Source organism: Paenibacillus sp. p3-SID867 (assembly GCF_025142895.1).
Classification (GTDB): domain Bacteria; phylum Bacillota; class Bacilli; order Paenibacillales; family Paenibacillaceae; genus Paenibacillus_AQ.
The window spans coordinates 17860-43662 of the sequence record NZ_JAMBDM010000020.1 but is presented as its reverse complement, the minus strand read 5'-3'; the positions used below and the strand labels follow the sequence as shown (position 1 = coordinate 43662).

Sequence of the window (25803 nt, the reverse complement as noted above, 5' to 3'; positions counted from 1 at the left end):
ACGTCAATGGAATCAAAGCTGATTACTTATTCAGGACCCGGTGGGATAGCGGAAAATCGCGATTACACGGTCAGGGCAAGACGGATGGGCGGCAAGTGGGAGGAACTCTTCGTTTATGATGTCAAGGTCGATATGCATCACGTCCGGCATGCCTCCATGGCGATGTTTGATTGCTCGGGCACGATCGAGATTGAAGTTACGAAGAACGAGGGGACGGTGGATGCATGTGTCATTCGTCCGTTGTCGCGCGGCATTCTTTATGCGCATAACGACAATACGATCACGTTTACCATTGATAGACCGCAAAAGCTGTCGGTAGAAGTGAACGGCGACAGGTTTCATAATCTGCATCTGTTCGCCAATCCACTCGAGCAGGATGTGGCGTCCCCTGACGAACCGGGCGTTGCTTATGTCAAGCCGGGTATCCACCGGACCGAAGACCTTCTTGCGTTGCTAATGGCTGTGGGAACAAACGGCAGCGAGACGCACACGCTCTATTTTGGACCGGGCATGCATCATTTGGAGGAAGTGATTTTCCGTATCCCCTCTGGGAAGACGGTTTACATCGCCGGCGGTGCTGCGGTTGCGGGCTCAATGGTCTGTGACTCCGTCAGCGATGTTACCGTCCGCGGCAGAGGCGTGCTATACTTGACCGAATTCGGACGCTTTTCCGCTTTCCGCGGAGTTCGAATCATCTATTCCAGACAGATTCGCGTCGAGGGAATCACGGTTATCGATCCGCCGCATTACAGCATCTATATTGGCAAATCAGAGCAGATCCAGATTGCGAACTTTAAAGCGTTCAGCACGAAAGGGTGGTCGGATGGCATCGATATGATGGCTAGCTCGGATATCGAGATCGAGGACGTGTTTATGCGCAATTCCGACGATTGTATCGCGGTTTATGCCAGCCGTTGGGATTACCAGGGAGACACACGGAATATCGCCGTCCGCAATTCCGTATTGTGGGCGGACGTGGCTCATCCGATGAATACCGGGGGGCACGGTAACCTTCATAGAGGGGACGTCATCGAGAACGTCCTGTTCGAAAATATCGATGTGCTCGAACATCATGAGCCACAGCCCGACTATCGGGGCTGTATGTCGATTAACAGCGGCGATAACAATACGGTCCGGAATGTAACCTACCGGAATATTCGGGTAGAGCCGTTCGAGCTCGGGCAGTTGTTCGATATTCGCGTGCTCTTCAACCCGAAGTACAACCCGGTGCCGGGCAAACGGATTGAGCATATCCGATTCGAGAATATTTGCTGCACCGGGGACTGCGGAAATTCGCGAATCGGCGGATACAATGCGGACAGGAGGGTCGGGCATATTGTATTCAAGAATGTTATGATCAACGGAAAGCCGGTGACGGACGCTGAATCGGGCAACATCAGGTTGCTGCCGTTTGTCGATAACATCAGATTTGAATAACCATAAAGCACAATGATAAGAAAGGTGTTGCTCCATTCTAAAGGGAGGAGACACACCTTTCTATTTCATTTGAGTGAAAGACTTTGTATGTCGCGTCACCACGTTACGCGCATCCTAAACGTAGAAGCGTTCGACAGGGTTCCTCTACTCAATCTTCGATGATAATATTGGGATAGGAGGTCAAGATCATTGGTACCTGTTGGTAGACGGTAGTCATGTAGAATGTGTTATGTAGAGGAATGCACCCGGGGGGGAATATCTTGTTGAAAAAACTGCTGCCTTTCTATAGAGATACCTTATTCAACCGTCTCATCTTGTCGTATACGGCATTGGCCGTGGTGCTGCTCGGTCTTGCAGGAGGTTACATGTACACGCAGGCTAATCAAATGATGGTGAGGGAAATCGCCAGTGACAGTCAAAGCCGGCTCATCAGTGTGAAGGATTATGTGGAAGGTTCATTACTCGAGAAATATGAAGCCGATCATTTGAATAAAGTATTGTCGACCATCTTTACCCGAAACAATTCGAACTTGAATTATTTGTTAAAGAATAGCTGGGAAGACAATCTCGGTCGCATCATGGTTTTTCAAAAAGATCTTGTGATGTATAAACAAGTCCTTGATGGCGTTTATAATTTGACGGTTTATTTTCGCACGGGCGACTACGTCGTAGACAGTAATTCTTTCTATATGAAGGCGGATCATAGCAGCGATGTCGACTTTATAAACGGCCTTCAGAATATCGTTTATAACCGCTGGATGAACCGGACGTTATCGAATGACAAGCAGGTGATGACCTATGTTGTCAAGCTCCCGTATGAGACATCACCATCGCCAAAAGGATATCTCTTCGTCGACGTAGATCTGGGTTATCTGAATCAGACCACAGCTGAAATTTATGGTTCCACCGAGGATCGGTTCTATATTTTCGACGCAAGTGGGAATCTGATCTTGCAGACTGCCGAGACCGATTCGGATGAAATCCGGCTGCTCCAGCACACTATTGCGTCAGGGGAATCTGTCAAAGAAATCAGTGACCATAAACACGGTTCCGTTGTAGCGTCTCATCTCGACAGTTCGAATTCGAAGAACGGTTGGACCTATCTGATGATTCGTCCTGTGAGCTCGTTCGTACTCGCCTCCAAACAATTAAAGACGAATATATTTGTTGGCTGCAGCCTTGTGCTCTTGTTCGGACTTGTAGTCTCCTACATGATCTCCAAGCGTTTCTATATCCCTATGAAAAGGCTGATCCAACATATCCGTAATCTGTATCATCCGCCCATGTCCCAGAATCAGGCAAACGAATACACTATCATCGGCAACACGCTTAATTATATGGGCCGGAAAATCGAGGATTTGGAAACACAAGCCCAGAAGAACGAAATGATTAATCTGGTTTTGGGAGCTAGTCTCGGTCTGGAGCATTTGGATGCCCTGCCAAGAGGGTGTCGCTATCAATTAGCACATATCCGCCTTATCAAAGGCGACAGTGAGACATTTAAGGAACAATTCGCGGAACTCGACCATCAGGTGAGCTACGAACTGGTTTGCTTAACCGTGCAGGAAGCGGCCGTCATCTTCATTTCACATGCAAGCGAAGGGACGGACGAAGAGGCCAATATTGCGGAGTTGGAAAGAGCGAAACAGGTATTGGGCGAAGTGTTTCGTTATGGTGCGGGTATGGGAGTACCGGTGCAATCTCCCGAAGAAATTCCGATTTCCTATCGCTCGGCTCAGCAGGCTTATCGCTATTGTTTCATGTATGGACCGGAAACGATTATTGCGCAATCAATGATTTCGGCTCTCGAGCCTAAATCGCATTTGTTTTCCCTTGATGTTTTTCAAAATGCGCTTAAAGCCGGAAAAGTTGGAGAGGTGAATCGATTTATCGACGAGTTTGTGTCGGTTCTGAAGGAACGAAACCTGCAGCTTGAATCAGTTGAATTGGCGCTCCTTCAATTCGTCTCCGCTTTATATGAAACGGTGATCGAGTTAAAGCTGCAAGAACTCGTTCCCCCCTCGAATCTGTTCGATGAACTGAGGAAAGAAACGCTGGAGGAAACTGTCAACTCGATTCGTAGCCTGGCTGAACGGATCGGGATTCACGTGCGAGATTCGGGCAAACGAGGGCGGACGGAAGTCATTTATAAATTGACAACCTATATCAATGAACATCTGCAAGACGATTTGTCGCTTAACGTGCTGTCCGAAGTGGCGTCGCTTGGTCCGGCATACGTGTCCACTTTATTCGGTGAAGCCATGAACGAATCGTTTACCGAATACGTGACCCGTATTAGACTAGAGAAAGCGGCCGATTTGCTGAAAGTAGACGGCAAGCTGTCCGTCAAGGAAATTGCGGCACTTGTTGGTTACCGCAACCATCAATATTTTCATGTTAAGTTCAAAGAGCGTTTCGGCGTAACGCCGGTTCAGTATAGACAAACGAATCCGAAGTCCGGCGCAGCAGAGTAGCGTGAATCTATACCAAATCCTTAACAAACAGCCTAATTTCCAGGCTGTTTGTTTGTCTATTCGAAAGAAATTGAATCCGATTTTGAAAGAATTAATAACAATCGAATGATTTTGAAATAGAAAAAAGCGCTTACAATCGTTACAATCAATTAATGTAAGCCTCGCTTTAACCGAAAGATTCACACGGTGTTCCGATATAAATGAATAATAACAAATAATGGAAAATGAATAAAAAATAAAAAAATAGAGGTGGCACAATCAATGAAACGCAGTAAGAAGTGTTGGCTCGGAAACATGAGCATCATCCTGATGGTTGCGCTTACCACAGCCGGGTGCGCCAATGGAAACGAGGCGGCAACGCAACTACCGACTTCCAATAATAAACAGGAAAGCAGTGACAATTTTGGGACTGAAGCACCGATCGAGATCACCTGGGCAAACAGCATTAACCCTCCCGATAATAACAACAACTATGTGCAGCAACAAATCGAAAGTAAATTCAACGTCAAAATCAAAAATGTCAGACTGGAACGTTCCACCTGGAAAGAAAAATTCAACGTTCTGCTAGCTTCCGGTCAAATTCCAGACATTTTCCCGGTTGACGCGGACATGACGGATATGGCCACCTGGGCGGATCAAGGTCTCATTGCCTCTATCCCCAGGGAAGAAATTGAAAAACACATGCCGAAATATGCAATACACCTGAAGGCGGAAGACCCTGGAGCATGGGAAGTCGGCCTCTACCAAGGTAAGTACTGGGGGATCCCAAAAGTATGGCCGCCAGGCAATGACGGACTTCTTCCCGGATACAATGAAAACTGGCTAAAGGAGATCGGTTACAACGAGCCCCCGAAGACACTCGACGAGTTGCATGATGTACTTACCAAATTCGTCAATGACGATCCTGACGGTAACGACAGGAAGGATACCTATGGTATGACAGCCCGCGGCCAACTGCCGATCCAGATGTTCACCTCCATATTCTCGGCCTATGGCGTGTCGCCTTATTTGTTCATAAATGATGATGACGGCGGCGGTGTTGTTTACGGTGGGATAACGGAGCAAACAAGGTCCGCTCTCAAGACACTGAATCAGTGGTACGAGGAAGGATTGATCGATCCAGAATTCATTACAGCGGATAACCATCAGATTAACGAAAAGTTCGTGAACCAGAAGATCGGTTATGTGGATAACTTGGGGTGGATCAGCTACTACAAGGATTCCGCCTATATTACAAAGCCCGCATTGGAAAAAGGCATTCAGGTCGTTGCCGGAACGCCGCTCATCGGACCGGCCGGCAAGCCGTACGCTTTCTCTTCCGGTTCTCGCCAAGCCCCCCTCATGTTGGGTGTGCAACTGGAGGAGGATGACAAGAAGCGGCAGAAGATCGAGCAAATTCTCGAGTGGGTGTCTACCAATCCGGAAGGTTGGCTGATGACTACCCAGGGCGTAGAGGGAGTTAACTACGATATGGTAGAAGGCAAGGCCGTCCCACGGACCGGTACGGAAGCTAACGTGAACAAAACAGGAGCGGGCAGCTTCTACAATCCGCTCGTCTGGATCAACAAGGATTTTATCGCCGAATACAGCACGAAGCAAGACGCGTTGGAATTGGAGGAGAAAATCAACCGAGGTTACATCCCGCTGAGAGACGATCTGCAAGCGGCCGTTCTGGAAACCAAAACGAAATACTGGCCGCATCTTCAGACGCTGCAGGACACTTATCTAATCAAAGCGGTCATCGGCGAAGAGAACACAGATTCCGATTTCGACACCTTCAAGGCGCAATGGCTGAAAACAGGCGGTCAAGCCTTGACAGATGAAGTTAGTCAGGTGTATGCGGAGCGCAGCAGAAATTAGATTTTAAGGGAAGGACGAGACGATCATGACATACGTGTCAAATCGATTAATCACCTATGCCGCTCCAGAGGGAGCGGTAGGAAATTCGGATTTTACGGTGCGCGTCCGGCAGGGACAAGGCGAATGGCGGCAGCTGTTCAGCTATAACGTGAAGGTGGACATGCATGATGTTCGGAACGCCTCCATGGTCTATTTCGATTGCTCCGGGGAGGTTGAAGTCGAAGTGACCAAGAATAATTGCGAGATTCGTGAAGCGGCAATCCGCCCCGTTTCAGTAGGAATTGAAGGCGTCGTTAACGGAAACCGAGTGACCTTCAAGGTAGACGGCCCTCGAAAATTGTCGCTTGAGGTCAACGGGGACCACTTTCATAATTTGCACATTTTCGCCAACCCGATCGAAGAGGATTCACCAACGCAGGACGCTCCGGGCTTCTTAGTCATTGCGCCGGGCAGACATCAGACCGAAGAGCTTCAACGTCTGATCACGCCGGAAGTATCGGTCATCTATTTCGATGCGGGTATACATGTTCTGGACCAGCCGCAATTCCGCTTGCCTTCCGGTGTAACCGTCTATGTCGCCGGAGGATCGGTTGTCTATGGGGCGTTCATCTGCGATCATGTCCGGGATGTGACGATTCGGGGCCGCGGGATCGTCTATATGTCCGACTTCGAGAAGACGACGTATTATCGCGCGGTTGAGATTATGTTCTCCGAACATATCGCCGTCGAAGGAATCATTGTCATTGATCCGCCTCATTACACCGTTATGATCGGGAGTTCCAAGCATATTTCGATCCGCAACATCAAATCGTTCAGTACCCGAGGGTGGTCGGACGGCATCGACATGATGGCAAGTACCCATGTGGATGTTGACGATGTGTTCATGCGAACGTCCGACGATTGCATCGCAATTTATGGAAGCCGCTGGAACTATCAAGGGGATACACGGGATGTCACAGTCCGAAACTCCGTCTTATGGGCCGACGTTGCTCATCCGATGAATGTCGGCGGGCATGGCAATCACAATAAAGGGGACTTCGTCGAAAACATCCTCTTCGACAATATCGATGTGCTCGAGCATCATGAGCCGCAGCCTTACTATTGGGGCTGTATTTCGATTAACTGCGGCGATCACAACACAGTCCGGAATGTGACCTATCGGAATATTCGGGTGGAACAGTTCGAGCTTGGACAGCTGATCGACATCCGCGTACTCTTTAATCCCAAATATAATCCTTGTCCCGGTTTCCGCGTGGAAAATATTTATTTCGAGAATATCGCGTTCAACGGAACTTGCGAAAACCCGTCGCTTATCGCGGGCTTCGACGAGTCTAAATTCGTAAGGGGGGTGAAGTTCAGGAATTTGCGAATCAACGATCGGCACATCCTTAGTCCGGAGTCTGGAAATATCCGGATTGGGGACCATGCACATGACGTCGAGTTCACGTAGCGCAAGTCGAATGTATTGACTGAAATGGAGGAGTACAACATGAATGTTAGGAACGGAAGATCTAGTATAATATCGAAAAAGTTTTTACCGTTACTTGTTATCGTAAGCATGATCGCCGCGTTCCTCCCCCTGACGGCAGGAAACGTGGCGGCCGAAGCGACCTCGGAATCGGTTATCACGGATTATTTGCCGACGATTCACGAGACCATTGATGCAAACGGTTTCAAGCATCCTGGTGTTGGATTGACCAAGGAAGTACTAGAGAATTTGCAATCGCAGGTTCGTGCGCAAAAGGAGCCTTGGAAAACCTATTTCGACCAACTGGTCGCGTCGACGGACCCATGGGGAACCCCGCTTGCGACAAAGACGGTCTCGTCCAGGTATTCGAGTGGCTGTTTTTGCAGCCAGGGTTTTAACGAACGATTCGTATGGGATAGTTTAACCGCATACACCCAGGCTCTTATGTATGTGATAACGGGCGATGAGGTTTATCGGGCCAATACGATGCATATTATCCGCAACTGGGAGCAGATGGACCCAGCGAATTACGCCTATTTTGTCGATTCGCACATTCACACGGGAGTTCCTCTCTACCGTATGGTTACCGCCGCGGAGATTATGAGGTATACCAGCACGCAGACGCCGGAACTGGAATGGACAGACCAGGATACGGCCAATCTCACGAACAATGTGATCGTTCCGGTCACCGAAACGTTCAATCATACGAATGACCGCTTCATGAACCAGCATCTTTATCCGTTGATCGGATCGATATCGGGTTATATCTTCACCGGCAACCTAGAGCGGTATCACGAGGCGGTCGAGTGGTTCACGGTCAACAAAACGGCTGAGGATCAGCACGTGAACGGTTCCATCAAGAGACTCTTCCGGTTAGTCGATACAAATGCGGCGACAGGCGAGAAGGTGGATAACCCGCAGGTGCAGATTACGGAGATGGGCAGGGATCAGGCTCACAGCACCGGCGACGTCATCAATGTCTCCATTATATCGCGACTGTTGCAAGCCCAGGGAACCAAGGTGGATCCGGTAGACGGCACGGTTTCCACTGCAGAGAATGCGGTTACCACGTACGATTTTCTTGACAAGCGCATTCTGGCAGGGACCGACTATTTTGCCCGGTATATGAACGGGTATGATACGCCTTGGATCCCGACAGAAGCTCGTATGCGCGAGGATGGCAGCCCAGTCATTTACCAGGTATTGAGTACCGAATATCATGGTAGAATCGGCGGAAATGCCTATGATCTCTACTATTACTATAAATATGATCAAGGTTTGGACATGGAGCAAGTTGCTCCGTACTTCGCCGAGATGTTCAAAAAGAGGACGAATTATTATTGGGCATCGCGAGATTCCGGAGGGGAATATTGGCTGTACATTCCTAAGGAAGCTGAGGCCGAGGGAGCGGCAAATCTCCCGAAGGTTGACCTGAACCCGAATTGGAAGGAGATCGAGGATCGGTTCACCAACCTGGACGGGAATTCGACCGCCATGCAAGAGGGCGATGTTTCCTTCGTCCGCATCAAGGCCACGGAATCCGGCAGCAAAATCGCTTTGGTTCAATCCGACAGCAGTACGAGAGTGCTCGCATACAAGATTCGGACGAACGGTGCGGCGAAACTGGAAGCCTTCGGCGAAACGATCACGTTGCCGGATACCCAGGGGCAATGGAGAAATGTATATTATAATCTCCCGAAAGACTATGGACTTCTAGCTATGAGTTATTTCACGATTATAGGCAACGGAACAACGGTCGATATCGACCATATCAATGTCAACGCGGCCAATGAACTGACGCCGCCGGTGTTTAAAGAAGGAAATAACGCTTTGAAATTGTTTGCCTATGTTGATTCCGGGGCGACGCTCCAGTATGACTTCTCGGCAACAGACACAGGCGCATCCGATGTTGTGACCTATCGGATTACGGGGGCGCCCGAGGGCGTCGTGTTCAATACTAGCACTGGCGCCTTTGACTGGAAACCTACCCAAGCCGGAACGTATTCCTTCGTCGTGGAAGCCTCCGACGGCTCGACGGTATCCACCAGAGATGTCACGGTGACCGTCGCCAATGATCGACAGTCCGCGGTGGATGCCGTGATTACCTCCTATGACGCCAATACGGATTATATCTGGGCAACGCTCGATACGTATAAACAAACATACGACGACATCATGAGCGTCATTGACACCGCAACGGATTCCGACTTCTATCAGAAGCTGACGGCTATGCATGACGCCGTGTTGGGACTTCAGTTGACCACGCCGCTCATCACCGACGGCAGCATTAATTATATGAATATGTTCTTATCTGCCGGCTTCAACCCGCGTACTTTTCTGGACAATGTCACGAGTACGTTCGGTAATCAAAGGATTAATATGGGCGTTCATATGGACATGGGACCCAATTTCCGGGTTTCGGCTAATAGATTCCAGATTCAGGCACGAGCCGGTTTTCCTGAACGCGGCGGCGGCATCACCATGTTCGGATCCAATGATCAAGAAAACTGGACCCGGTTGACGCCGGGAGTGACCCCCGTGTCAGCAGAGATGCACACGTTGACGGTATCGCCGGAACTCCAGAACGAGCAATTCCGTTTTCTGAAAATCGAAATGATTGATAAGCCGTACGACGCTCCTTGGCCTGAATTGTCCGAGTTTCGGATCTTCGGGAAGCGTCATGAGGTCATCAACAAGATTGCATCGGTCTCCATAGGTTCGGATCAGGCCTTCGGAGGGCGGATCGTCCTGGGAGACACGGCGAAATTATCCTTCCAATCTACGGAAGTCATTCAGAATGTGAATGTTACGATTCAAGGACAACCCGCGACCGTACATTTGGAGGATGGGCTGAACTGGACGGCCGAAGCGGTCATGGGACCGGATGCGACGCCCGGCACGGTGCTATTTAAACTCCATTATCAGACGGCGGAAGGCATTGATGCTCCGGAAACGTTGTTCACGACCGATGGGTCTCGCTTGATACTGGTCGATGAATCGGATGTGATTAGCGATGTGACATTTATCACTAAAGTGACCGATTCCTACGGCAGATCGCCGACAGACGCTATCGCAACGGCGAACAGGTTGTTCGACAACAATCCGCAGACGGATACGGATTACCGATTGAACGGCAGCGGCTCCGGAGCGTGGGTCCAATTTGACTTCGGACAAGGCGGTTACGTGCAATTGTCCTATGTGGAACTGCTGGCAAGACAAGACGGGTACTACACTAGAATAGGAGGCACAATCATTCAGGGCTCCAACGACAATGCGACATGGAAGACCATCTCCTCAGGAGCAGTCTCCTCGCGGGACTGGCAGATCTTGACGATCACCGACAACACCCCTTACCGGTATATCCGCATTACCAATGGAAACGCCTGGTTCGGGAATATGTCCGAAGTGAGATTTCACGGCGAACTGGATTATGATGCTGCTTATCTTGATTCCATCGTGCTGGAACCGGAGGGTTATACCAAAGGCAGCTACTACCTGTATCAACAAAAAGTAAAAGAGCTCAAGGCGGAATGGGCGAAACCGGATGCCAACAAAATAGCCATTCTGAATGACTTGCTTCAGGCGAGCTCGATACTGGTGCCAATAAGCGCCATTAACCCTTCTATGGTGACGGCAAATACGGAGTCGTGGGACGGTAAGCATGACGCCGCGGCGAACGGATGGCGAGCTTTAGACAGCGACCCGAGCACGTCTCCCGACACTAAAACTGCAGCCGGCTGGGTGACGGTTGACTTGGGTAAAGGCAATGCTTTTACGGTTAACGGCATCAAGTTTATTCCGCGCTCCGGTTATGCAAACCGAATGAATGGAGCACTGATCCAGGGCTCTAATGACGGGGTTAACTTCAAAGCCCTGCATACTATCGTTGGCGTTTCCACTCAGCAATGGTACACGCAAGCGATTAACAACCAAACAGCATACCGTTACCTGAGATATTACACGCCGAATGGTTTTGCCAATGTCGGCGAATTGCAATTCCTCTATGTGGATCGCACATTGCTCTCTCTCTTGCTGAGCCAAGCCGATCAGGTGGCTGAGGGCCATTATACGGCAGACAGTTACGCGGCGCTTCAGGCAACAGTATCGGCGGCACAGGCGGTGTACAACAGTGACAATGAAACACAGGAGGAGATCGATGCGGCAGCAGCAAGCTTGCTGCAAGCTCTAGATGGATTGGAGATCAAAATCACGGAATCGCTCGAACCTTTCGCACCGTACGGCTTGAACGGTTGGTATATTTCACCCGTTACGGTAACGTTGACGGGTCACAGGAATGTGCAATACAGCTTGGACGGCGGAAGCAACTGGTTCGCCTATGACGAGCCTCTTACCCTGAGCGAAGAAGGCACGAATCGAATGCTATATCGTCCTGCTACCGCAACTGATTCTGTTAATCCGAAATCGGTAGAAGCAGCGATCGATCTAACCTCGCCTCAAGTGGAGATCATCGGCGAAGCATCTTATACCGTTAATCAGACGGTCAACATCACTTGCAGTGCTGTTGATACCGTATCAGGTGTCACTTATTCGTCATGCGATGCGCCACTTGTTGACACCAAAGCTTATATGTTAGAGCCTGGTGTTCACAGCGCTAAGGCGGAAGCAGAAGATGCCGCCGGACACCGCGAATCGGCTGAACATTCGTATAGTGTGGTTGCGACATTCGACAGCTTATCTGCGCTGTCCGGTATTTTCGTGGCCGAGACCGGTGCTCCGGGCATGGAGGGCATCACGAGTTCGCTTCAGCAGAAGCTGGCGAGAGCAAAAATGAATGCTGCTGAAGGCAATGGTCAGGTAGCGCGCGATTTGTTGCAAGCTTTTATCCATCAAGTGAATGCACAAAACGGGAAGAAGCTTAGCGGTGAGCAGGCGGATGTGCTGGTCCGCTGGGCGCAGTGGCTGCACGATGTGACACCGCTAGCCGGTGAGGCTCCAGGCGTATAAGAGTACCGCGCAGTGTCGGTCAATACAGCGGACAAGACTTCCTACGGGAACCAGTCAAGCAGCAAAAAACCGGCCCAGATCAACACGTTTAGTCAAATCACTGAATGGAACAGCATCAAATCAGGTGAAAAATGAAAGTGTGAGAAGAGCACGCAGTTGCGAGTCGGCCTTCCCCTACAGCAAGAGTGAAGCACGACGTGATTGAACGGGGACGCTGATTAATTGTTGAGCAACCCGTAATTGCATCGTAAAAATGGCCCACCCAAGGCTGGTACAAGGCAGTAAGATACCTGTGCCGGCCGCTAGGGCATATTTAAGAAGGTGAGTGAAATGTAAAATGATTCGATGCGGCTACATTGCACCATCACATGTCTTATATCATTGAAGGGGGGAATGGAGCTGGGACCTACGACGGAACGAATGTGCAGATCTGGTTGGATATCGGATCCAATGGGCAATAATGGAGATCAATCCGGGAGCATGCATAATAATTTTGTGCAAACAAGGAGGACGCTTATATGAATTTCTTCAAGTTGAAAATTCTCAACGATAGGATTTTTTACGTCATTCTTTGTTTTGTATTGGCGATTACGACTTTTTTCGGCATCGGCAGCCAAACAGCGAAAGCAGCGATTTCGCCGCTGATTACTTCTTATAAGCCGCAGGTAGTAAGTACGTCTACAAATTTGTCCTATATCGATTCCTCCGGGAACACGGTAACGGGAACCATTCATCATCCCGGCATTGCAATGAGGCAGATAGATTTGGACAACATGCGCGATCACGTAAGAGCGGGGGATGAGCCTTGGAATACGGCGTTTAATGCTTTTGCAGCCGACCCTCAGTCCAGTAAAACGCCAAGAATCTATTATGAAAATGTTTATATCTTCAAGCACATTCAAGGGCCTTGGAGGTTTACAGACCCCGAGAGACCAACTGTTGAATACGCTAATCCCAGCGAATATGTAGGAGCGCGTGCCAATACCGATTCTGAAACTGCTTTTATGCAGGCGATTATGTGGTATATTACCGGCGATGAAGCATATCGTTCCAATGCCATGACTATCATTAGGAATTATTCTGCCATAGAGGATTGCGTTACTCATACAAATTTTCGTTTTGCTACGATGAGTTATTTTCTCTCAGCAGCGGCGGAAATTCTGCGCTATTCCGATACACCAACGCAGAGTCTGAAGTGGACGGCAACGGATACGGCAAATCTTTCCGATGCGATGAATCTTGTTTCGGTTACGTATGATAAGCATCGAATGTTTATGAATCAGCATCAGTTCGCGGTGATGGGAACGATAGGAAGAGCTATTTTCACGAATGACCTGCAGCTTTACGATGAGTCTGTAGAAGCTGCGACCGTAAATGCCGCAGGAGATCAAGGGGGAAGAAACGGTTCCATTAAGCAACAGATGCGGTGGATGACGGTAAATGAGCGAACAGGAGCAGCATTGAATCCGGCGGACTACCACGTGCAAGCTGTCGAAATGGGGCGTGATGTAGGACATTCCTACGCCAATATTGCTGGATTGTCTACATTGGCGAGAACCATCTATGCAACAAGGTACGAAGGTCGACCCGGTCACTGGAGCAAGGTCTACAGCCTCAAATGCCGTGAATGTATTTAACTTCCTGGACGACCGGCTGCTGGCAGGAACCACTTATCTGCTCAAATATCACTTAGGTTACGATGTATTATGGACTCCTGCACAGGCAAACCAAAGCAGCTCGATTGTCTATTATGATACGATAAACGCAGACGGAAGAGGCAGAATCGATGCTTTCTACAGTGCTTTATATAACTATTACAAGTATATCGAAAATAAGGATATGACTACGGAGAAGTACAAATATTTGGCCTATGCCTACGAAACGAGGATACCGGAGGTTGCCTATAAGGATTATCCGCTTTTCATGCTGCTGTACACGCCCGACGCAGCCGAGTCGGTCGGCTTGAGTAACAAGATCACATTAGGCTCGATTACGGGATTGACGGCAACGGCGGCGGGTGCAAATACGATCTACTTAAGCTGGGCAGGTGTGCCGAATACACTGGGGTATAACATCTACCGGTCCACAGATCCGAATGGGACTTTTGTAAAGGTTAGCAGTGCCCCCACTGCAGCGACATTATATCGCGATACAAACTTGACCGATGTTACGACCTACTATTATCAGGTAGAAGTAGCCGGAGGATCGAAATCCTCTACGGTATCTGCAACTACTGGAGGAATTTCAGGGACTGTTTCGATCAGATTCAATAACGTCGCCACCGGCTTGTATATCGATGGGATGGGCCTCACGACCAACGGCTCAGCTGCCGGACAATGGAACAGCAGCACCAGCATTAGACAGCAATGGTCTGTCTCGATCGACGGCAACAATGTGCGGCTCCAAAACCGCGAAACGGGGTTATATTTGGACGGGATTGGCCGCTCGACCAACGGCGATGATCTGGGCCAATGGGGTGGAGGCAGCAGCGCCAACCAAAGATGGAAGGTTGTAAATTAACAATACGAAGCAAAGAAACATGCATTCAATGAAATTAGATGGAGCGGTTTCGATAGCTGGCATCCAGTTTCGTTCACAAGGAGGACCATGACAGTACAATGAGTTGAATGATTCTCATTCCGATCTTTATTTGAAGATAATTAGGGAGTGTTTCACGGACTGGTCGGACACGAGATTCAATGTGATTCTTCTTCTGAAATGAGGATTTGAAATGACGAAGGCGTGATTTTGTATCTTGCGACGTAAGATGTGCCTTGGGCTGTCGGCAGCGTATGAGCTCCAGCCTTTCCCAGCGGCCAAAATTACACTTTTACTTCTGCGGCAAAGTGAAAAGCGGAGAGAGCGCCATAGGTGTTGCAGTTGCCGAGACTCCAGTAGGCCCGTTTCATGCAAAGCCACAGCCGCTCATTACGATGGAACAGATGATACGTTTCTCGGCATGGCGATGGGCCATTGACCCATCCGTCTTTTGAGGATGACGGAACGGCTTACCTGCTGTTTGGAAATACAAACCCTGCAATCGCTCAGCTCGGCGAAGATATGGTAACCGTAATCGATGCTATAATGAAGAATCTTGTCGGCCTGCACGACTTTCGGGAGGCTGTGACCGTTCTGAGGCGCGTATCACTTCACGTGGTCCTGCGACGATACCGGCAGCGAGGATTATCACAAGCTATCGTACTGCGGAGCATCTTTTCGGACCGGTAAACCTATCACTACCCGGTTCTTGTCAAAAATAAGGAAAAGGATATGCTCGGCACCGGGCATCATTCTATCCTCTGAGTACCGGCACCTATAATTTGGAAGAAACTCAAACAACTCATTCGGACGTTGCTAAACATCAAGACTTCTACACTCTTCCTATATCCTACAACCACACCTTCAGTATTGATCATTGCCCGAAGCTGCTTTTGTTGGGCATGTCGTAAGGCATGATTTCCATAAGTCTACTAGCCAGTTGCGAGCGGGACAACACCGCAATAAAGGAACATTTTCAAACGAATGTTGCGAGCCGAGCTATAATAGGCACATTAACGAACTGAAAGAGGGATAAGAAAAAATATGCTACAGGAAAAGGACAAGGCGTGGCTTGATGAGGTTATCGGCAAAATTACGGAGAAATTGGACTGGGTATGCGAAAAGACACGCAATAAAATCCCGTACACCACGATTGAAGGCACATACGACGACCGATCGGTTATCAATCCCACAGGTGATGAGGCGGACGGCATCTGCTGGTGGACCAACGGATTCTGGGGCGGGATCATGTGGCTGATGCATCACGAGACTGCTCTTGAAAAATATAAAGAACTTGCACAAATATCCGAGGAGAAGCTGGATCTGTGCTTCGAGAAGTTCCACGGTCTGCATCATGATGTCGGATTTATGTGGCTGCCGACCAGTGTGGCGAACTACCGTGTAACAGGTAATCCAGAGTCCCGAAAGCGCGCTCTGCATGCTGCCAATTTGTTGGCTGGACGGTTCAATCTGGCCGGTGGCTTCATCCGCGCCTGGAACGATCTGAAGGGGGAAGATACACGAGGCTGGGCCATCATTGACTGCATGCTCAATATTCCGCTGCTGTATTGGGCGTCCGAAGAAACGGGAGACCCGCGCTTTAAACAGATCGCCATGAGGCATGCCGACACGACGATGGAGGCGTTCGTCAGACCGGATGGTTCCGTTAATCATATCGTTGAGTTCGATCCGTTCAAAGGCGGCGTGGTGAAAACATATGGCGGTCAAGGGTATGAGGAAGGTTCCTCTTGGACGAGAGGGCAAGCATGGGGCTTGTATGGCTTCATGATGAGCTACATCCATACCGGCAAAGAACAATACTTACAGGCGGCGAAGCGGATTGCGCACTACTTTATGGCCAATATTCCTGAGAACGGCGTTATTCTGGTCGACTTCAGGCAACCGGCGGAGCCTCTTCGCGAAGACGATACGGCGGCGGCAATCGCGGCATGCGGCTTGATCGAAATCGCGAAAGTTGTCGGACCGTATGAAAAAGACGTGTATCTGAACGCGGCGCTTAAGCTGCTCAAGACGCTCAACGCGTCGCGCTGTGAGTGGTCGAACGACACCGATGCAATTGTGCAGAACGGCTCCGGGGCCTATCATTCCAAGACGCATCATCACGCCATTATTTACGGCGACTACTATTTCATCGAAGCTATCTTCAAACTGAAAGGGAACGATCTGTACCTTTGGTAATATCCAATTCGATAGTGGCCGCTGCGCCAGGGTATCCTCTTCTAGAGTCATGCGGCGGATAATGTCCTTGCGTTAAGTCTCGGACAGCTCTGCGAGCAACGTCATTGGCCCGTAATTCTCGCGGAACCGCGGTATTGGAGCGATGTTGTTCTCATTGCATTTTGAAGATTCGGATAACGTAAATGACGTTCGGATAGCCCAGTTAAAAAACACAAAAAAAGTTCATTTATAGATCCAGTGTTCCATACTACGGTTAATTGTATTTAATGATTACGAAAGTGATGTCTCGCCGGGGCGTGTTCAAGGACTTACATAATTATTTGTTGACGGCGAGCGACATAAACGGCCCGTGGTCGAAGCCACTTTATTTGAACAGCAGCGGCTTCGATCCGTTTTTGTTCCATGATGACGATGGTCGCAAGTGGCTGTTAAATATGCGATGGGATTTTCGCAAAGGGAGACACCGATTCGCAGGCGTGGTCAAGCAACTGTTCTCACCGGAGGAGGGGAAGCTGGTTGGGCCGGTGCGGACGATTGTTACGGGGACATCGCTCGGCGTAACGGAAGGGCCGTTTTATGTTCAAGCGGGAAGGCTGGTACTACTTGTTGCTGGCGGAGGGCGGAACCGGCTGGAATCATGCGGCAACGCTGGCGCGTTCTCGTCAGCTTGAAGGACCGTATGAATACGATCCAGAGTTTCCGCTTATTACGACGATAGATAAGCCGAATCACCCACTGCAGAAGGCGGGACACGGCTCGGTGGTGGAGACGCAGAACGGCGAATGGTATTTATCCTTTATATGTGCTCGTCCGCTGCCAGACAACGCCTTTGTCCGTTGGGGCGCGAGACCGAACTTGCCCGCGTCGTATGGACGGAGGATGGGTGGCTCCGCCTTGCCGACGGAGGCAAAGCACCGAAACTTAAGTTCGCCGCACCTAATTTGTCACCACATCCGGCCCCGGAGTTGCCGGGTACGGACCATTTTGACGCATGTGAGCTCAGCGCACAATATTTTACATTGCGCGTGCCTGCGAACGACGAGTGGCTTAGTCTCTCAGAGCGGCCAGGATACTTGCAACTGCGGGGTCGAGAGTCGCTGTATTCCTGGTTCAATCAAAGCATGGTGGCCAGAAGAAAGTGACCATCCGTTACGAGTGCGTTCAATTTTTCTGTTCTCCGGACGGCTCGGATTGGCAATCTGTTGGCCCCATGCTGGATTTGGCCAGCTGTCCGACGAATATGAAGCAAAGCTTGGCTTTACCGGCGCGTTCATCGGCCTCTGCGCACAGGATTTGTCGGGCATGATGAAGCAAGCGGATTTTGATTATTTTAAATATATCGATAATGGTAACGAGTAAGAGTTCAATGAGTGAAAGGTGGCCTTGAACTACTATATAAATTATACTGATGGCGATATAAATGTTTACTGTTAGAAAAGCAAATGAAACGGACCTTTCGGATGTTGCTAACCTATCTGAAATATGGGTATCAGAATGTATCACATACGGTTTGGGGGCTAATACCGAAGAGTTGTTGAGGAACAATATCGGGGATTACTTCTGGGTTGCAGAAATCAATTCGGAAATTGTAGGCTATATAACTGGTAGTGTACATGTAAGCGACGGGTTAGCTGTAATCGAACAGGGAGAGCATTATCTAGAGGTAGATGAGGTATATGTTCACCCTGAGTATAGAAGTGGAAATATTGGTCACGTGATGGTAGATAAGCTTCTTGAAGCCGCAGAAGGTAATGGCATAACTCGGTCTGTTGTATATTCTGCGACTAAGCAGTGGCAAAAAATAATTGGTTTTTACGAGAAGCATGGGTTTAAAATGTGGTTTGTTCAAATGTACCGTTAAGAGCACTACTTTACCTAAGGATAAAACTAACGGGAGACAATAGTGCAATAATACAAAGAAAGCAGCCGATCACATACTGAAGCCCCGCGGGACACTCTTTGAAATAGATAGTGATGGTCTTTTCTTCAATCTATATCCGCAGACTCCCGCGGTAACGGAAGGTTAAGAATAGCCTATAACTTAACCCGGCAACACGACGATAAATACACTGCCTTTACCTGGCTCACTTTTCACATCAATTTCTCCGCCGCAAAGTTCTACTATGCGTTTTACAATGGGAAGTCCAAGTCCGTATCCTGTTTTGGGGAGAGAAGCATCACCCTGAAAAAATTGAACAAAAATACTCGCCTTGGTCTGATCGTCCATGCCTGGGCCGTCGTCCTGAATAGTAAATCGAATCCCGTCATCAACATTCGCCAGAGTAATATGGATGGAAGCGCCCCGGCCGCAAAACTTAATAGCATTATCCAACAGATTTAGCCATATCTGCTGGATTAAATCTTCCTTTCCGATATAGATTACATCCACCAAATCTACATTCAGGATTAGCTCTTTTGCAGACCATTTGGGCTCCATCAACACGAGAGTCCTTCTGATTTGCTCATCAAGTCTGAACGGAACTTTATCAGCAATAATTTCAAGGTTCTCGTATTTTGACAGGGTGAGCACATTGGTGGATAGTTCGGCGAGACGTTCCGATTCCGTGATGATAATGTCGAGATACTCCCGGTGTTCTTCATCGGTTAAATTACTCTCTTTCAAGAGCTTGGCAAAACCACGTACGGAAACGATAGGTGTTTTAAATTGATGGGAAAAGTTGTTTACAAAATCACTTCTCAGCGTTTCAATGCTGGAGAGCTCCTTTGTCATTTTATTAAAACTCCGGGACAGTTCCTCCAATTCTCCGATACCTTTTAAATCTACCTTCACGCTAAAGTCTCCGCCAGCAACCTGATGTGTGGCCTCAATGACTTTGCGGATTGGGTCCAGTGCTTTTTTACTGAAAAAAGCTGTCAAAGACGTTCCGAGCAAAATACAGAGGCCAAAAAGACAAAATATCGTAAATAAAGGGAGGCCATTGTTTTCCCGAGGTTCATCAGCAGGATGACCTGTAAGAGAAATCACGCCAATAAAATCCAAGAGGGCGGTAATGCCGCCAACTACCAAAAATGTTGCCATCATGACACCAAATACAAATATCACCAATGTAATCGTGAGACTAAACCGTTTTTTTGAAAAATTCCTCATGCTTTTTTCACCGCTTTATAGCCTAAGCCCCGAACTGTAACAATTTCGAACTCCGGCCACTCGCGAAACCTGTCCCGCAAGCGGTTGATATGAACATTGAGTGTGTGGTCATCGGTTTCGGATTCCATTCCCCAAATCTCATCCATCAGCTGCAGGCGGGTAAAAATCATGTTCGGATAGGAAAGCAGCTTAAATAATAGATAAAATTCCTTTTGCGGCAGCGTCATGACTTTCTTGTCCCGGGAAACGGTGAGCACATCATAATCAAGCACGACCCTGCCGACTGAAAGCTTGTGGTCACTGGCAATCTGCGCCCTGCGGAGGAGTGCCTTGATGCGAAGGACCATCTCCTCCTCATCCACCGGTTTTGTCATATAATCATCAGTCCCGACAAGAAATCCCTGCTTTTTGTCATTTGGCTCCTGCTTGGCTGTCACCATCAGGATCGGCAAGTTTTCCCATGAAAGACGCAGTTGCCTCGTCAATTCATAGCCGTCCATATTCGGCATCATTAAATCAAGCACAACTAAATCAATGTGCTGCTTAGCCATTAAATTAAGGGCGGCAATGCCGTCCTCTGCCCCGAATGTTTTATAACCGTTTCGTTTTAATATGGCGCACATCAACTTTCTGGTGTTTGTATCATCTTCAACCACTAATATTTTTAACATATAAAACGCCTCCATTAAGCTATTATTGCATAGAAAATTATACCTTTGAAAAGTAAACCGAAAATCAATTGTCATCCAGTTGATTTTCAGTTTACCTTGCAAAGATATACTCTACAGGCGTACAAATAAATGGAGGACTATTTATGCTGAAGCTTAAACTGGACAATATTCAAAAAACTATAAAAGCGGCGAAGTTCTTACCGCCTAAAAAGGCGTATCCATTGGATTTCGTGAAAACGAGCTTGTTTCCATACTTGGACCGTCAGGCTGGGGCAAAGTGGCCCTTGTTTTGGCACTTTCAATCGGCTTGTCTGCCTATATGAGCAGCATGCAGCCCGATGCACTCTCTGGCTTTCCCGTCACCATCAATACAGATGAGCAAACCTTGGACATGGCTGATCGCGGCCCTCAAATGAATGAAGACGATGCCGTCGGTATTAAGGAATTTCCGAAGAAAAACATACTGTACTCCTATAACAGGGAGGAGAAAGGTAGAGCAATGTCATCACAGAAAACAGTCTTCATTAAATTGAAAAACTTTAAACGAAAATGTCAAATACCATCAACAATATTTCTTTTACGCAGGGCGTAACGATTAATCTTTTGGCTAAAGGCAGGGTACAGTGGAAGACGCCTGGGCTGTCCTGGGCGATCTATCCATTCACGCTTTGGCTTTACGTCGATGGCTTAACCTTTTCATTTTTCGATGACATTCCACGCACAACAATATCTTCGGTAGATCAGCACTTGCAAGTATAAGGAGTATCTAAGTTTGTGAAATGTCTTATAAGAGGAGAAATCATATGAATACAATTATACAAAAAACAAAAGATCGTACAAACATATCAAAAATAAGGATCAGAAAAATCACGACAATTCTTTCCTTGTTTTTTTCTAGTGGAATGTTTCTTTTATTGCTAGGTGTAATGGTGCCAACAATACCTTATATAGGTGATGTAGGAACGATTCTCGAAACATTTTTGTCACTTCATTTAGTAATTATAAGCATAATTATTGTGATTTTATCATTTATAGCATTATGTGTTGGAGGAAAGCGTGCATGTAAAATAGCATTAACATTATCTATCGTTAATGTGATTGGATTTAGTGTGCCTCTGGTTTCTATAATAAAAACAGCAAACGACTATAATGTTGATATTTCATGGAGTAAACATTGGAGTGCAAAATTATCCAGGGGAAAAGCGGATCTATCTAAATCTATTCAATACGCCTCTGTGGATGGAATAAAATTACACATGGATATTTCTTTACCAGATGACTATGATTCTTCTGCTAATTTGACTCCTGTGATCTTTCTACATGGTGGAGGTTTCGTTAGTGGTGAGCGTGGTCAAAATCCTCACTGGACTAAATTTTACAATGACAGAGGTTACATCGTCTTTGATGTCGATTACAGATTAGGTACGAAATCCTATCCTACATGGGACAAAGCTTCTACTGATGTTGCTACTGCCATTGTATGGATCGGAAACCACGCTTCAAAATACAACGTAGATATGAATAAATTAATTATTGCAGGAGTTTCTGCCGGAGGCGGACTAGCGCTTGAGACTGCATATCGTATTCAGGACAAGACAATAGAAGCCTATTTAGATGGAGAACTCTATCCTGCACAATTCGTTGTCGCTGGTTACCCTGCACATGATTTGGCAGCTTCGTGGAACTCCGAGATGTTTGGCATTAAAGGCTCGGATCGTTTAACAGCTTATATTGTGGGCTCCCCTGAAGAGTATAAAGATGCTTATACTGCAATAAATCCACTTAATCATATCGTTGCAACGACTCCTCAAACAATTATAGTTGCAGGGAAAGCTGATCATTTAATACCATATGACAGCCATGTTAAGCTGGCAGATGCATTGACTGAAGCTGGTATTGCAAATGAATTGGTAGGAATCCCTTATTTCGATCATTTCTATGATTACATGCCAGGGACGCTCGGTGCTCAGATTTCATATCAGGTTGTAGCAGATTTCCTTGATAAATATGGTCAATAAGCTGTTATTATATTTTTTGCTTAACAGATAATAATCCGTTGGGTTAGTTAGTGTCTGATAACACAAAAGTATCTACAATTATTAGTTCAAGAAAGCATGATTTTCAGGCTTTTATTTTTTCTTTGACATAATTGTGTCATTATAAAATTCACAAAAGTGACCACGTTGTAGGATTATGACACAAACGTAGCTACATTGTAGGTTAGCTTCGGAACGTATACAAGTTCTTTGTAATACCAGCTTAGCTGGCACCCATTTTGGGGTTGGCAGCAATTTGATGGAGCCTATTCAAGAAGCGAAGGCTGGATGTTTTTGTCAGTGAACAAGGGGGTGTTTGATATTATGGAAGGATATAGGCTTTTCGATGTCATCGATCATACCTAACGCTAAGCAATGGTTCTTTTCACGCACAGATGTATTCGCACTCACAGCAATAATATATGGGGATGGTGCAAGAGACACGGAGTCCACGTTCGGACAACAGCTAGTTGGCATTAGGTGATCTTGGAGATAGAGGAGGAAGTTAACATACCGGAATGTTGTGAGTTATCGACACCAGGAATCACTCATTCCGCTGCAGAGGCAGTTGGTATCGCAACACCTGTCCAACAAAATTAATTAAGGGGCACACTCATCGGTCATAAACTCATCATTAACTTATGTGCTATTTGACTAATACTTTATTTTCACCGAATAGTTGATTCCAAGATGATCATAGGTTGTTGATCTGTTTCCTCTTCAAGGAACTTTAAGAACGCATGAAAAGCCCAAAAGGGCAAAAGTACAAAAAGTTGAGCGGAAAACATTCTGGTCCTCCGCTCAACTTATCATTTTAGTGACTTATTGGACAGCGATTTTTTTAAATTATCGCTTCTTTTTACTCTACGACTAATCTCCCAAAAGTCCGATCATGCCCAAGTGGTAATCGTATCTACTGGTAATCGGTAGGATGGATAGCCTTCTTTGCTCGCTTTGCCGATCGAAAGCAGCATGACCGGCTGGAATCGCTCCTTGTCCAAGCTAAAGACCTCCGCGATTCGATCCTTGTCATAACCCGCCATTGGGTTGGTGTCATAGCCGTGGGCGCGAGCTACAAGCATCAGTTGCATCGAAACAAGACCCGAGTCCAGCATGTTTATGTCGCGCAAGGCGGATGGAGTCAGGCTTGCATAATACGGCCTTGCCTGCTGCAATTGCATATCCTTGATGTCCTGCGGCATGTAGCCAAGTTCTACTGATTTATTAAAAATTTCGTCCATATATTCAATATTGTTAGCGTCGTAAAATACCGCAATAATAGCCGAAGATGTCAAAACTTGTGTCTGGTTGAAGGAAGCCAGTGGTGCAAGTTTTTCTTTGCCTTCGGCGCTGTCGATCACAAGGAAACGCCAGGGTTGCATGTTAATGGCAGATGGGGCGCAGGAAGCTTTTGCTAAAATTTCGGTCATTTCTTCCCGACTGATTTTCACTTCGGTATCGTAAACTTTAACGGAACGACGTTCCAGTGCAATTTTGTTGAAGTTGTTTGTTTTCTGGTAGTTGCCTGTAAGGATGCTCATGCAGGTTTCTCTCCTTTTTCGGTTGAGTTTGGAAATGATGTTGCTTATCATTACTATTAAGATGGTAAACTATAAAGTATACTTTATAGCAAGCGCTCAAAACGGGGGGAAGGTCATGAAGATAAGTGAAGTAGCAAAAAGTATTGATCTCCCGATTTCAACGATCCGTTATTATGAGCAAATAGGCATTATCACGGATGAATATGTATTGAGGGATCAAAATAATTATCGGATTTATGCGTCAGACATCATTCATCATCTGAATGTTGTTAAACATTGTTTGGCAGTTGGCTTTACGATTCAGGATATCAAATCAATGATCTCGAAAAACGGAATGTCGAAGGATGAGCATGTAAGCCTGATACAAATTAAAATTGCGGAAATTGAAGCCGCTCAAAAAAAATTAGATGAATCCAAGCAAAACCTGTATGACATTCTCACCTTGGACATTACTTGCGAAAAAGGGTTTGGGAAATATTAATGAATACTTAGCAATCTGAATTAAATATCCGTTGAGTCGATCAGCTAAGCTGGTGACATTCTACTCATATGCACGAAATAAAGGAGGCATGAGTTATATGGAGAACCGTCATCTCTCATCCGCCTTGGGCGAATTCATCAAATCGCGCAGATATCGGCTTCAACCTGAAGATGCGGGAATCAAGCCCTTCCCCGGCCGAAGGCGTACCCCGGGACTTCGGAGGGAAGAGGTCGCCTATCTTGCCAATGTCAGCGTAACTTACTATACCTGGCTGGAGCAGGGCCGAGAGCGGAATCCTTCCCCTGAAATCTTGTCCCATATCAGCCAAGCGCTGCAGCTGGATGCAGACGAGCGGAAGCATTTATTCGATCTGGCCGCACCCAGCCAGGTCAGTTTCAGCATGACACAAAGACCAGAAAAACCCGATACCGGATTATTGCAAAACCTTGTGGATCAAATGCGTTATCCTTCTTTCATTGCCAATGAGGTTGCCGATATGATCGTCTGGAATCGGGGAGCGGAGCTTGTTGTCGCGGATTTCGGCCGTCTGCCGGAAAGCGAACGAAACATGGTGACGCTGCTGTTTCTGGATCCGGAGTACCCAAAAAGACTTGTAAATTGGGAAGAATTTGCTCGTTACATGACGGCGTTAATCCGAGCAGGCTTTGACAGCAACAAAGACAACCCGCAGTACATGGAACGATACGAGCGTCTGAGAAGGAACAGCGAGGACTTCATACGTTTGTGGGAGTGGCATGAAATTCGGCAAAAAAGCACTGTCCCGGTCCATTATCGCCTTCCGGACGGACAGATGTTGGAGTTCACGATCCATTGCGCCGCCGCTATCGACAACGATCCTGGACTGCACTGGTGCTTTTTCGTTCCGACGCCTGGTTCAGGCACGGAGGAGAGACTCGCGCTCCTGCTAACACAAGACTCCGAATCGTCACCGTCATCCTAACCTATTAGTCCCGTTAATAGTATGGAGGCACTGTGGTTAGCCCCTCCTGTCGTTGGTATGATC

Annotated in this window: 20 protein-coding genes and 1 pseudogene; 18 read left to right on the top strand and 3 right to left on the bottom strand. The window is 47.5% G+C overall.

Features of this window, described 5'->3' with window-relative positions:
* Positions 1-6: 6 nt before the first annotated feature.
* From M4D81_RS28745 to M4D81_RS28680, 14 genes and pseudogenes are all read left to right on the top strand, one after another.
* Positions 7-1437, top strand: coding sequence for a glycosyl hydrolase family 28 protein (locus M4D81_RS28745; RefSeq protein WP_260068939.1), 1431 nt, complete (start codon positions 7-9; stop codon positions 1435-1437).
* A 260-nt stretch (positions 1438-1697) separates the two neighbouring features.
* Positions 1698-3911, top strand: coding sequence for a helix-turn-helix domain-containing protein (locus M4D81_RS28740; RefSeq protein ID WP_260068938.1), 2214 nt, complete (start codon positions 1698-1700; stop codon positions 3909-3911).
* Between the two features lie 261 nt (positions 3912-4172).
* Entirely contained in the window at positions 4173-5771 is a 1599-nt protein-coding gene (locus tag M4D81_RS28735) for an extracellular solute-binding protein (protein ID WP_260068937.1), read from the top strand.
* A 25-nt stretch (positions 5772-5796) separates the two neighbouring features.
* Positions 5797-7221: a glycosyl hydrolase family 28 protein gene (locus tag M4D81_RS28730; protein ID WP_260068936.1), complete on the top strand. Its 1425-nt coding sequence runs from the start codon at positions 5797-5799 to the stop codon at positions 7219-7221.
* A 39-nt stretch (positions 7222-7260) separates the two neighbouring features.
* A complete protein-coding gene (locus M4D81_RS28725) occupies positions 7261-12204 on the top strand; it encodes a discoidin domain-containing protein (protein WP_260068935.1) in 4944 nt (1647 codons plus the stop codon).
* Between the two features lie 518 nt (positions 12205-12722).
* Complete coding sequence (locus tag M4D81_RS28720) at positions 12723-13841, top strand: hypothetical protein (RefSeq protein ID WP_260068934.1); 1119 nt, start codon at positions 12723-12725, stop codon at positions 13839-13841.
* Positions 13768-14724, top strand: a complete 957-nt coding sequence (locus tag M4D81_RS28715; RefSeq protein ID WP_260068933.1) for an RICIN domain-containing protein — start codon at positions 13768-13770, stop codon at positions 14722-14724. The genes M4D81_RS28720 and M4D81_RS28715 overlap by 74 nt, the downstream gene beginning before the upstream one ends.
* Positions 14725-15177: 453 nt before the next feature.
* Positions 15178-15432 (top strand): hypothetical protein, encoded by a 255-nt coding sequence (locus M4D81_RS28710; protein WP_260068932.1) that lies wholly within the window; start codon positions 15178-15180, stop codon positions 15430-15432.
* A 354-nt stretch (positions 15433-15786) separates the two neighbouring features.
* Positions 15787-16941, top strand: coding sequence for a glycoside hydrolase family 88 protein (locus tag M4D81_RS28705; protein ID WP_260068931.1), 1155 nt, complete (start codon positions 15787-15789; stop codon positions 16939-16941).
* Positions 16942-17207: 266 nt separating this feature from the next.
* The gene (locus tag M4D81_RS28700) at positions 17208-17612 is read left to right on the top strand and encodes a family 43 glycosylhydrolase (RefSeq protein WP_260068930.1); all 405 of its coding nucleotides are present in this window, start codon (positions 17208-17210) and stop codon (positions 17610-17612) included.
* Positions 17545-17694, top strand: a pseudogene (locus tag M4D81_RS28695) (family 43 glycosylhydrolase); the annotation flags it as partial. The gene M4D81_RS28700 and the pseudogene M4D81_RS28695, both read left to right, overlap by 68 nt.
* 29 nt (positions 17695-17723) lie before the next feature.
* Positions 17724-18083, top strand: a complete 360-nt coding sequence (locus M4D81_RS28690; protein WP_260068929.1) for a beta-xylosidase family glycoside hydrolase — start codon at positions 17724-17726, stop codon at positions 18081-18083.
* 49 nt (positions 18084-18132) lie between these two features.
* A complete protein-coding gene (locus tag M4D81_RS28685; protein ID WP_260068995.1) occupies positions 18133-18300 on the top strand; it encodes a beta-xylosidase family glycoside hydrolase in 168 nt (55 codons plus the stop codon).
* A 61-nt stretch (positions 18301-18361) separates the two neighbouring features.
* Positions 18362-18802: a GNAT family N-acetyltransferase gene (locus M4D81_RS28680; protein ID WP_260068928.1), complete on the top strand. Its 441-nt coding sequence runs from the start codon at positions 18362-18364 to the stop codon at positions 18800-18802.
* 180 nt (positions 18803-18982) lie between these two features.
* On the opposite strand, the gene M4D81_RS28675 is transcribed toward M4D81_RS28680, so the two are convergent.
* A complete protein-coding gene (locus tag M4D81_RS28675; protein WP_260068927.1) occupies positions 18983-20050 on the bottom strand; it encodes a HAMP domain-containing sensor histidine kinase in 1068 nt (355 codons plus the stop codon).
* Positions 20047-20721, bottom strand: coding sequence for a response regulator transcription factor (locus M4D81_RS28670; protein ID WP_260068990.1), 675 nt, complete (start codon positions 20719-20721; stop codon positions 20047-20049). Before M4D81_RS28670 ends, M4D81_RS28675 begins: the two co-directional genes overlap by 4 nt.
* Before the next feature lie 289 nt (positions 20722-21010).
* On the opposite strand from M4D81_RS28670, the gene M4D81_RS28665 reads away from it, so the two are divergent.
* Together M4D81_RS28665 and M4D81_RS28660 are read left to right on the top strand one after the other, a co-directional pair.
* The gene (locus M4D81_RS28665; RefSeq protein WP_260068926.1) at positions 21011-21313 is read left to right on the top strand and encodes a hypothetical protein; all 303 of its coding nucleotides are present in this window, start codon (positions 21011-21013) and stop codon (positions 21311-21313) included.
* Between the two features lie 211 nt (positions 21314-21524).
* Complete coding sequence (locus M4D81_RS28660) at positions 21525-22739, top strand: alpha/beta hydrolase (RefSeq protein ID WP_260068925.1); 1215 nt, start codon at positions 21525-21527, stop codon at positions 22737-22739.
* A 908-nt stretch (positions 22740-23647) separates the two neighbouring features.
* On the opposite strand, the gene M4D81_RS28655 is transcribed toward M4D81_RS28660, so the two are convergent.
* The gene (locus tag M4D81_RS28655; protein WP_397376783.1) at positions 23648-24298 is read right to left on the bottom strand and encodes a nitroreductase family protein; all 651 of its coding nucleotides are present in this window, start codon (positions 24296-24298) and stop codon (positions 23648-23650) included.
* Between the two features lie 115 nt (positions 24299-24413).
* Here M4D81_RS28655 and M4D81_RS28650 point away from each other — a divergent pair, with 115 nt between their 5' ends.
* Positions 24414-24779 (top strand): helix-turn-helix domain-containing protein, encoded by a 366-nt coding sequence (locus M4D81_RS28650; RefSeq protein ID WP_260068923.1) that lies wholly within the window; start codon positions 24414-24416, stop codon positions 24777-24779.
* Between the two features lie 97 nt (positions 24780-24876).
* Positions 24877-25740 (top strand): helix-turn-helix domain-containing protein, encoded by an 864-nt coding sequence (locus M4D81_RS28645; protein ID WP_260068922.1) that lies wholly within the window; start codon positions 24877-24879, stop codon positions 25738-25740.
* Positions 25741-25803 lie beyond the last annotated feature (63 nt).

Coding starts and splice junctions, on each gene's coding strand:
- M4D81_RS28725 (WP_260068935.1), top strand. CDS start 7,261: ATGAATGTTAGGAACGGAAGATCTAGTATAATATCGAAAAAGTTTTTA.
- M4D81_RS28690 (WP_260068929.1), top strand. CDS start 17,724: ATGGTATTTATCCTTTATATGTGCTCGTCCGCTGCCAGACAACGCCTT.
- M4D81_RS28680 (WP_260068928.1), top strand. CDS start 18,362: ATGTTTACTGTTAGAAAAGCAAATGAAACGGACCTTTCGGATGTTGCT.
- M4D81_RS28700 (WP_260068930.1), top strand. CDS start 17,208: ATGATTACGAAAGTGATGTCTCGCCGGGGCGTGTTCAAGGACTTACAT.
- M4D81_RS28730 (WP_260068936.1), top strand. CDS start 5,797: ATGACATACGTGTCAAATCGATTAATCACCTATGCCGCTCCAGAGGGA.
- M4D81_RS28745 (WP_260068939.1), top strand. CDS start 7: ATGGAATCAAAGCTGATTACTTATTCAGGACCCGGTGGGATAGCGGAA.
- M4D81_RS28735 (WP_260068937.1), top strand. CDS start 4,173: ATGAAACGCAGTAAGAAGTGTTGGCTCGGAAACATGAGCATCATCCTG.
- M4D81_RS28650 (WP_260068923.1), top strand. CDS start 24,414: ATGAAGATAAGTGAAGTAGCAAAAAGTATTGATCTCCCGATTTCAACG.
- M4D81_RS28705 (WP_260068931.1), top strand. CDS start 15,787: ATGCTACAGGAAAAGGACAAGGCGTGGCTTGATGAGGTTATCGGCAAA.
- M4D81_RS28720 (WP_260068934.1), top strand. CDS start 12,723: ATGAATTTCTTCAAGTTGAAAATTCTCAACGATAGGATTTTTTACGTC.
- M4D81_RS28715 (WP_260068933.1), top strand. CDS start 13,768: ATGCAACAAGGTACGAAGGTCGACCCGGTCACTGGAGCAAGGTCTACA.
- M4D81_RS28660 (WP_260068925.1), top strand. CDS start 21,525: ATGAATACAATTATACAAAAAACAAAAGATCGTACAAACATATCAAAA.
- M4D81_RS28670 (WP_260068990.1), bottom strand. CDS start 20,721: ATGTTAAAAATATTAGTGGTTGAAGATGATACAAACACCAGAAAGTTG.
- M4D81_RS28675 (WP_260068927.1), bottom strand. CDS start 20,050: ATGAGGAATTTTTCAAAAAAACGGTTTAGTCTCACGATTACATTGGTG.
- M4D81_RS28645 (WP_260068922.1), top strand. CDS start 24,877: ATGGAGAACCGTCATCTCTCATCCGCCTTGGGCGAATTCATCAAATCG.
- M4D81_RS28655 (WP_397376783.1), bottom strand. CDS start 24,298: ATGAGCATCCTTACAGGCAACTACCAGAAAACAAACAACTTCAACAAA.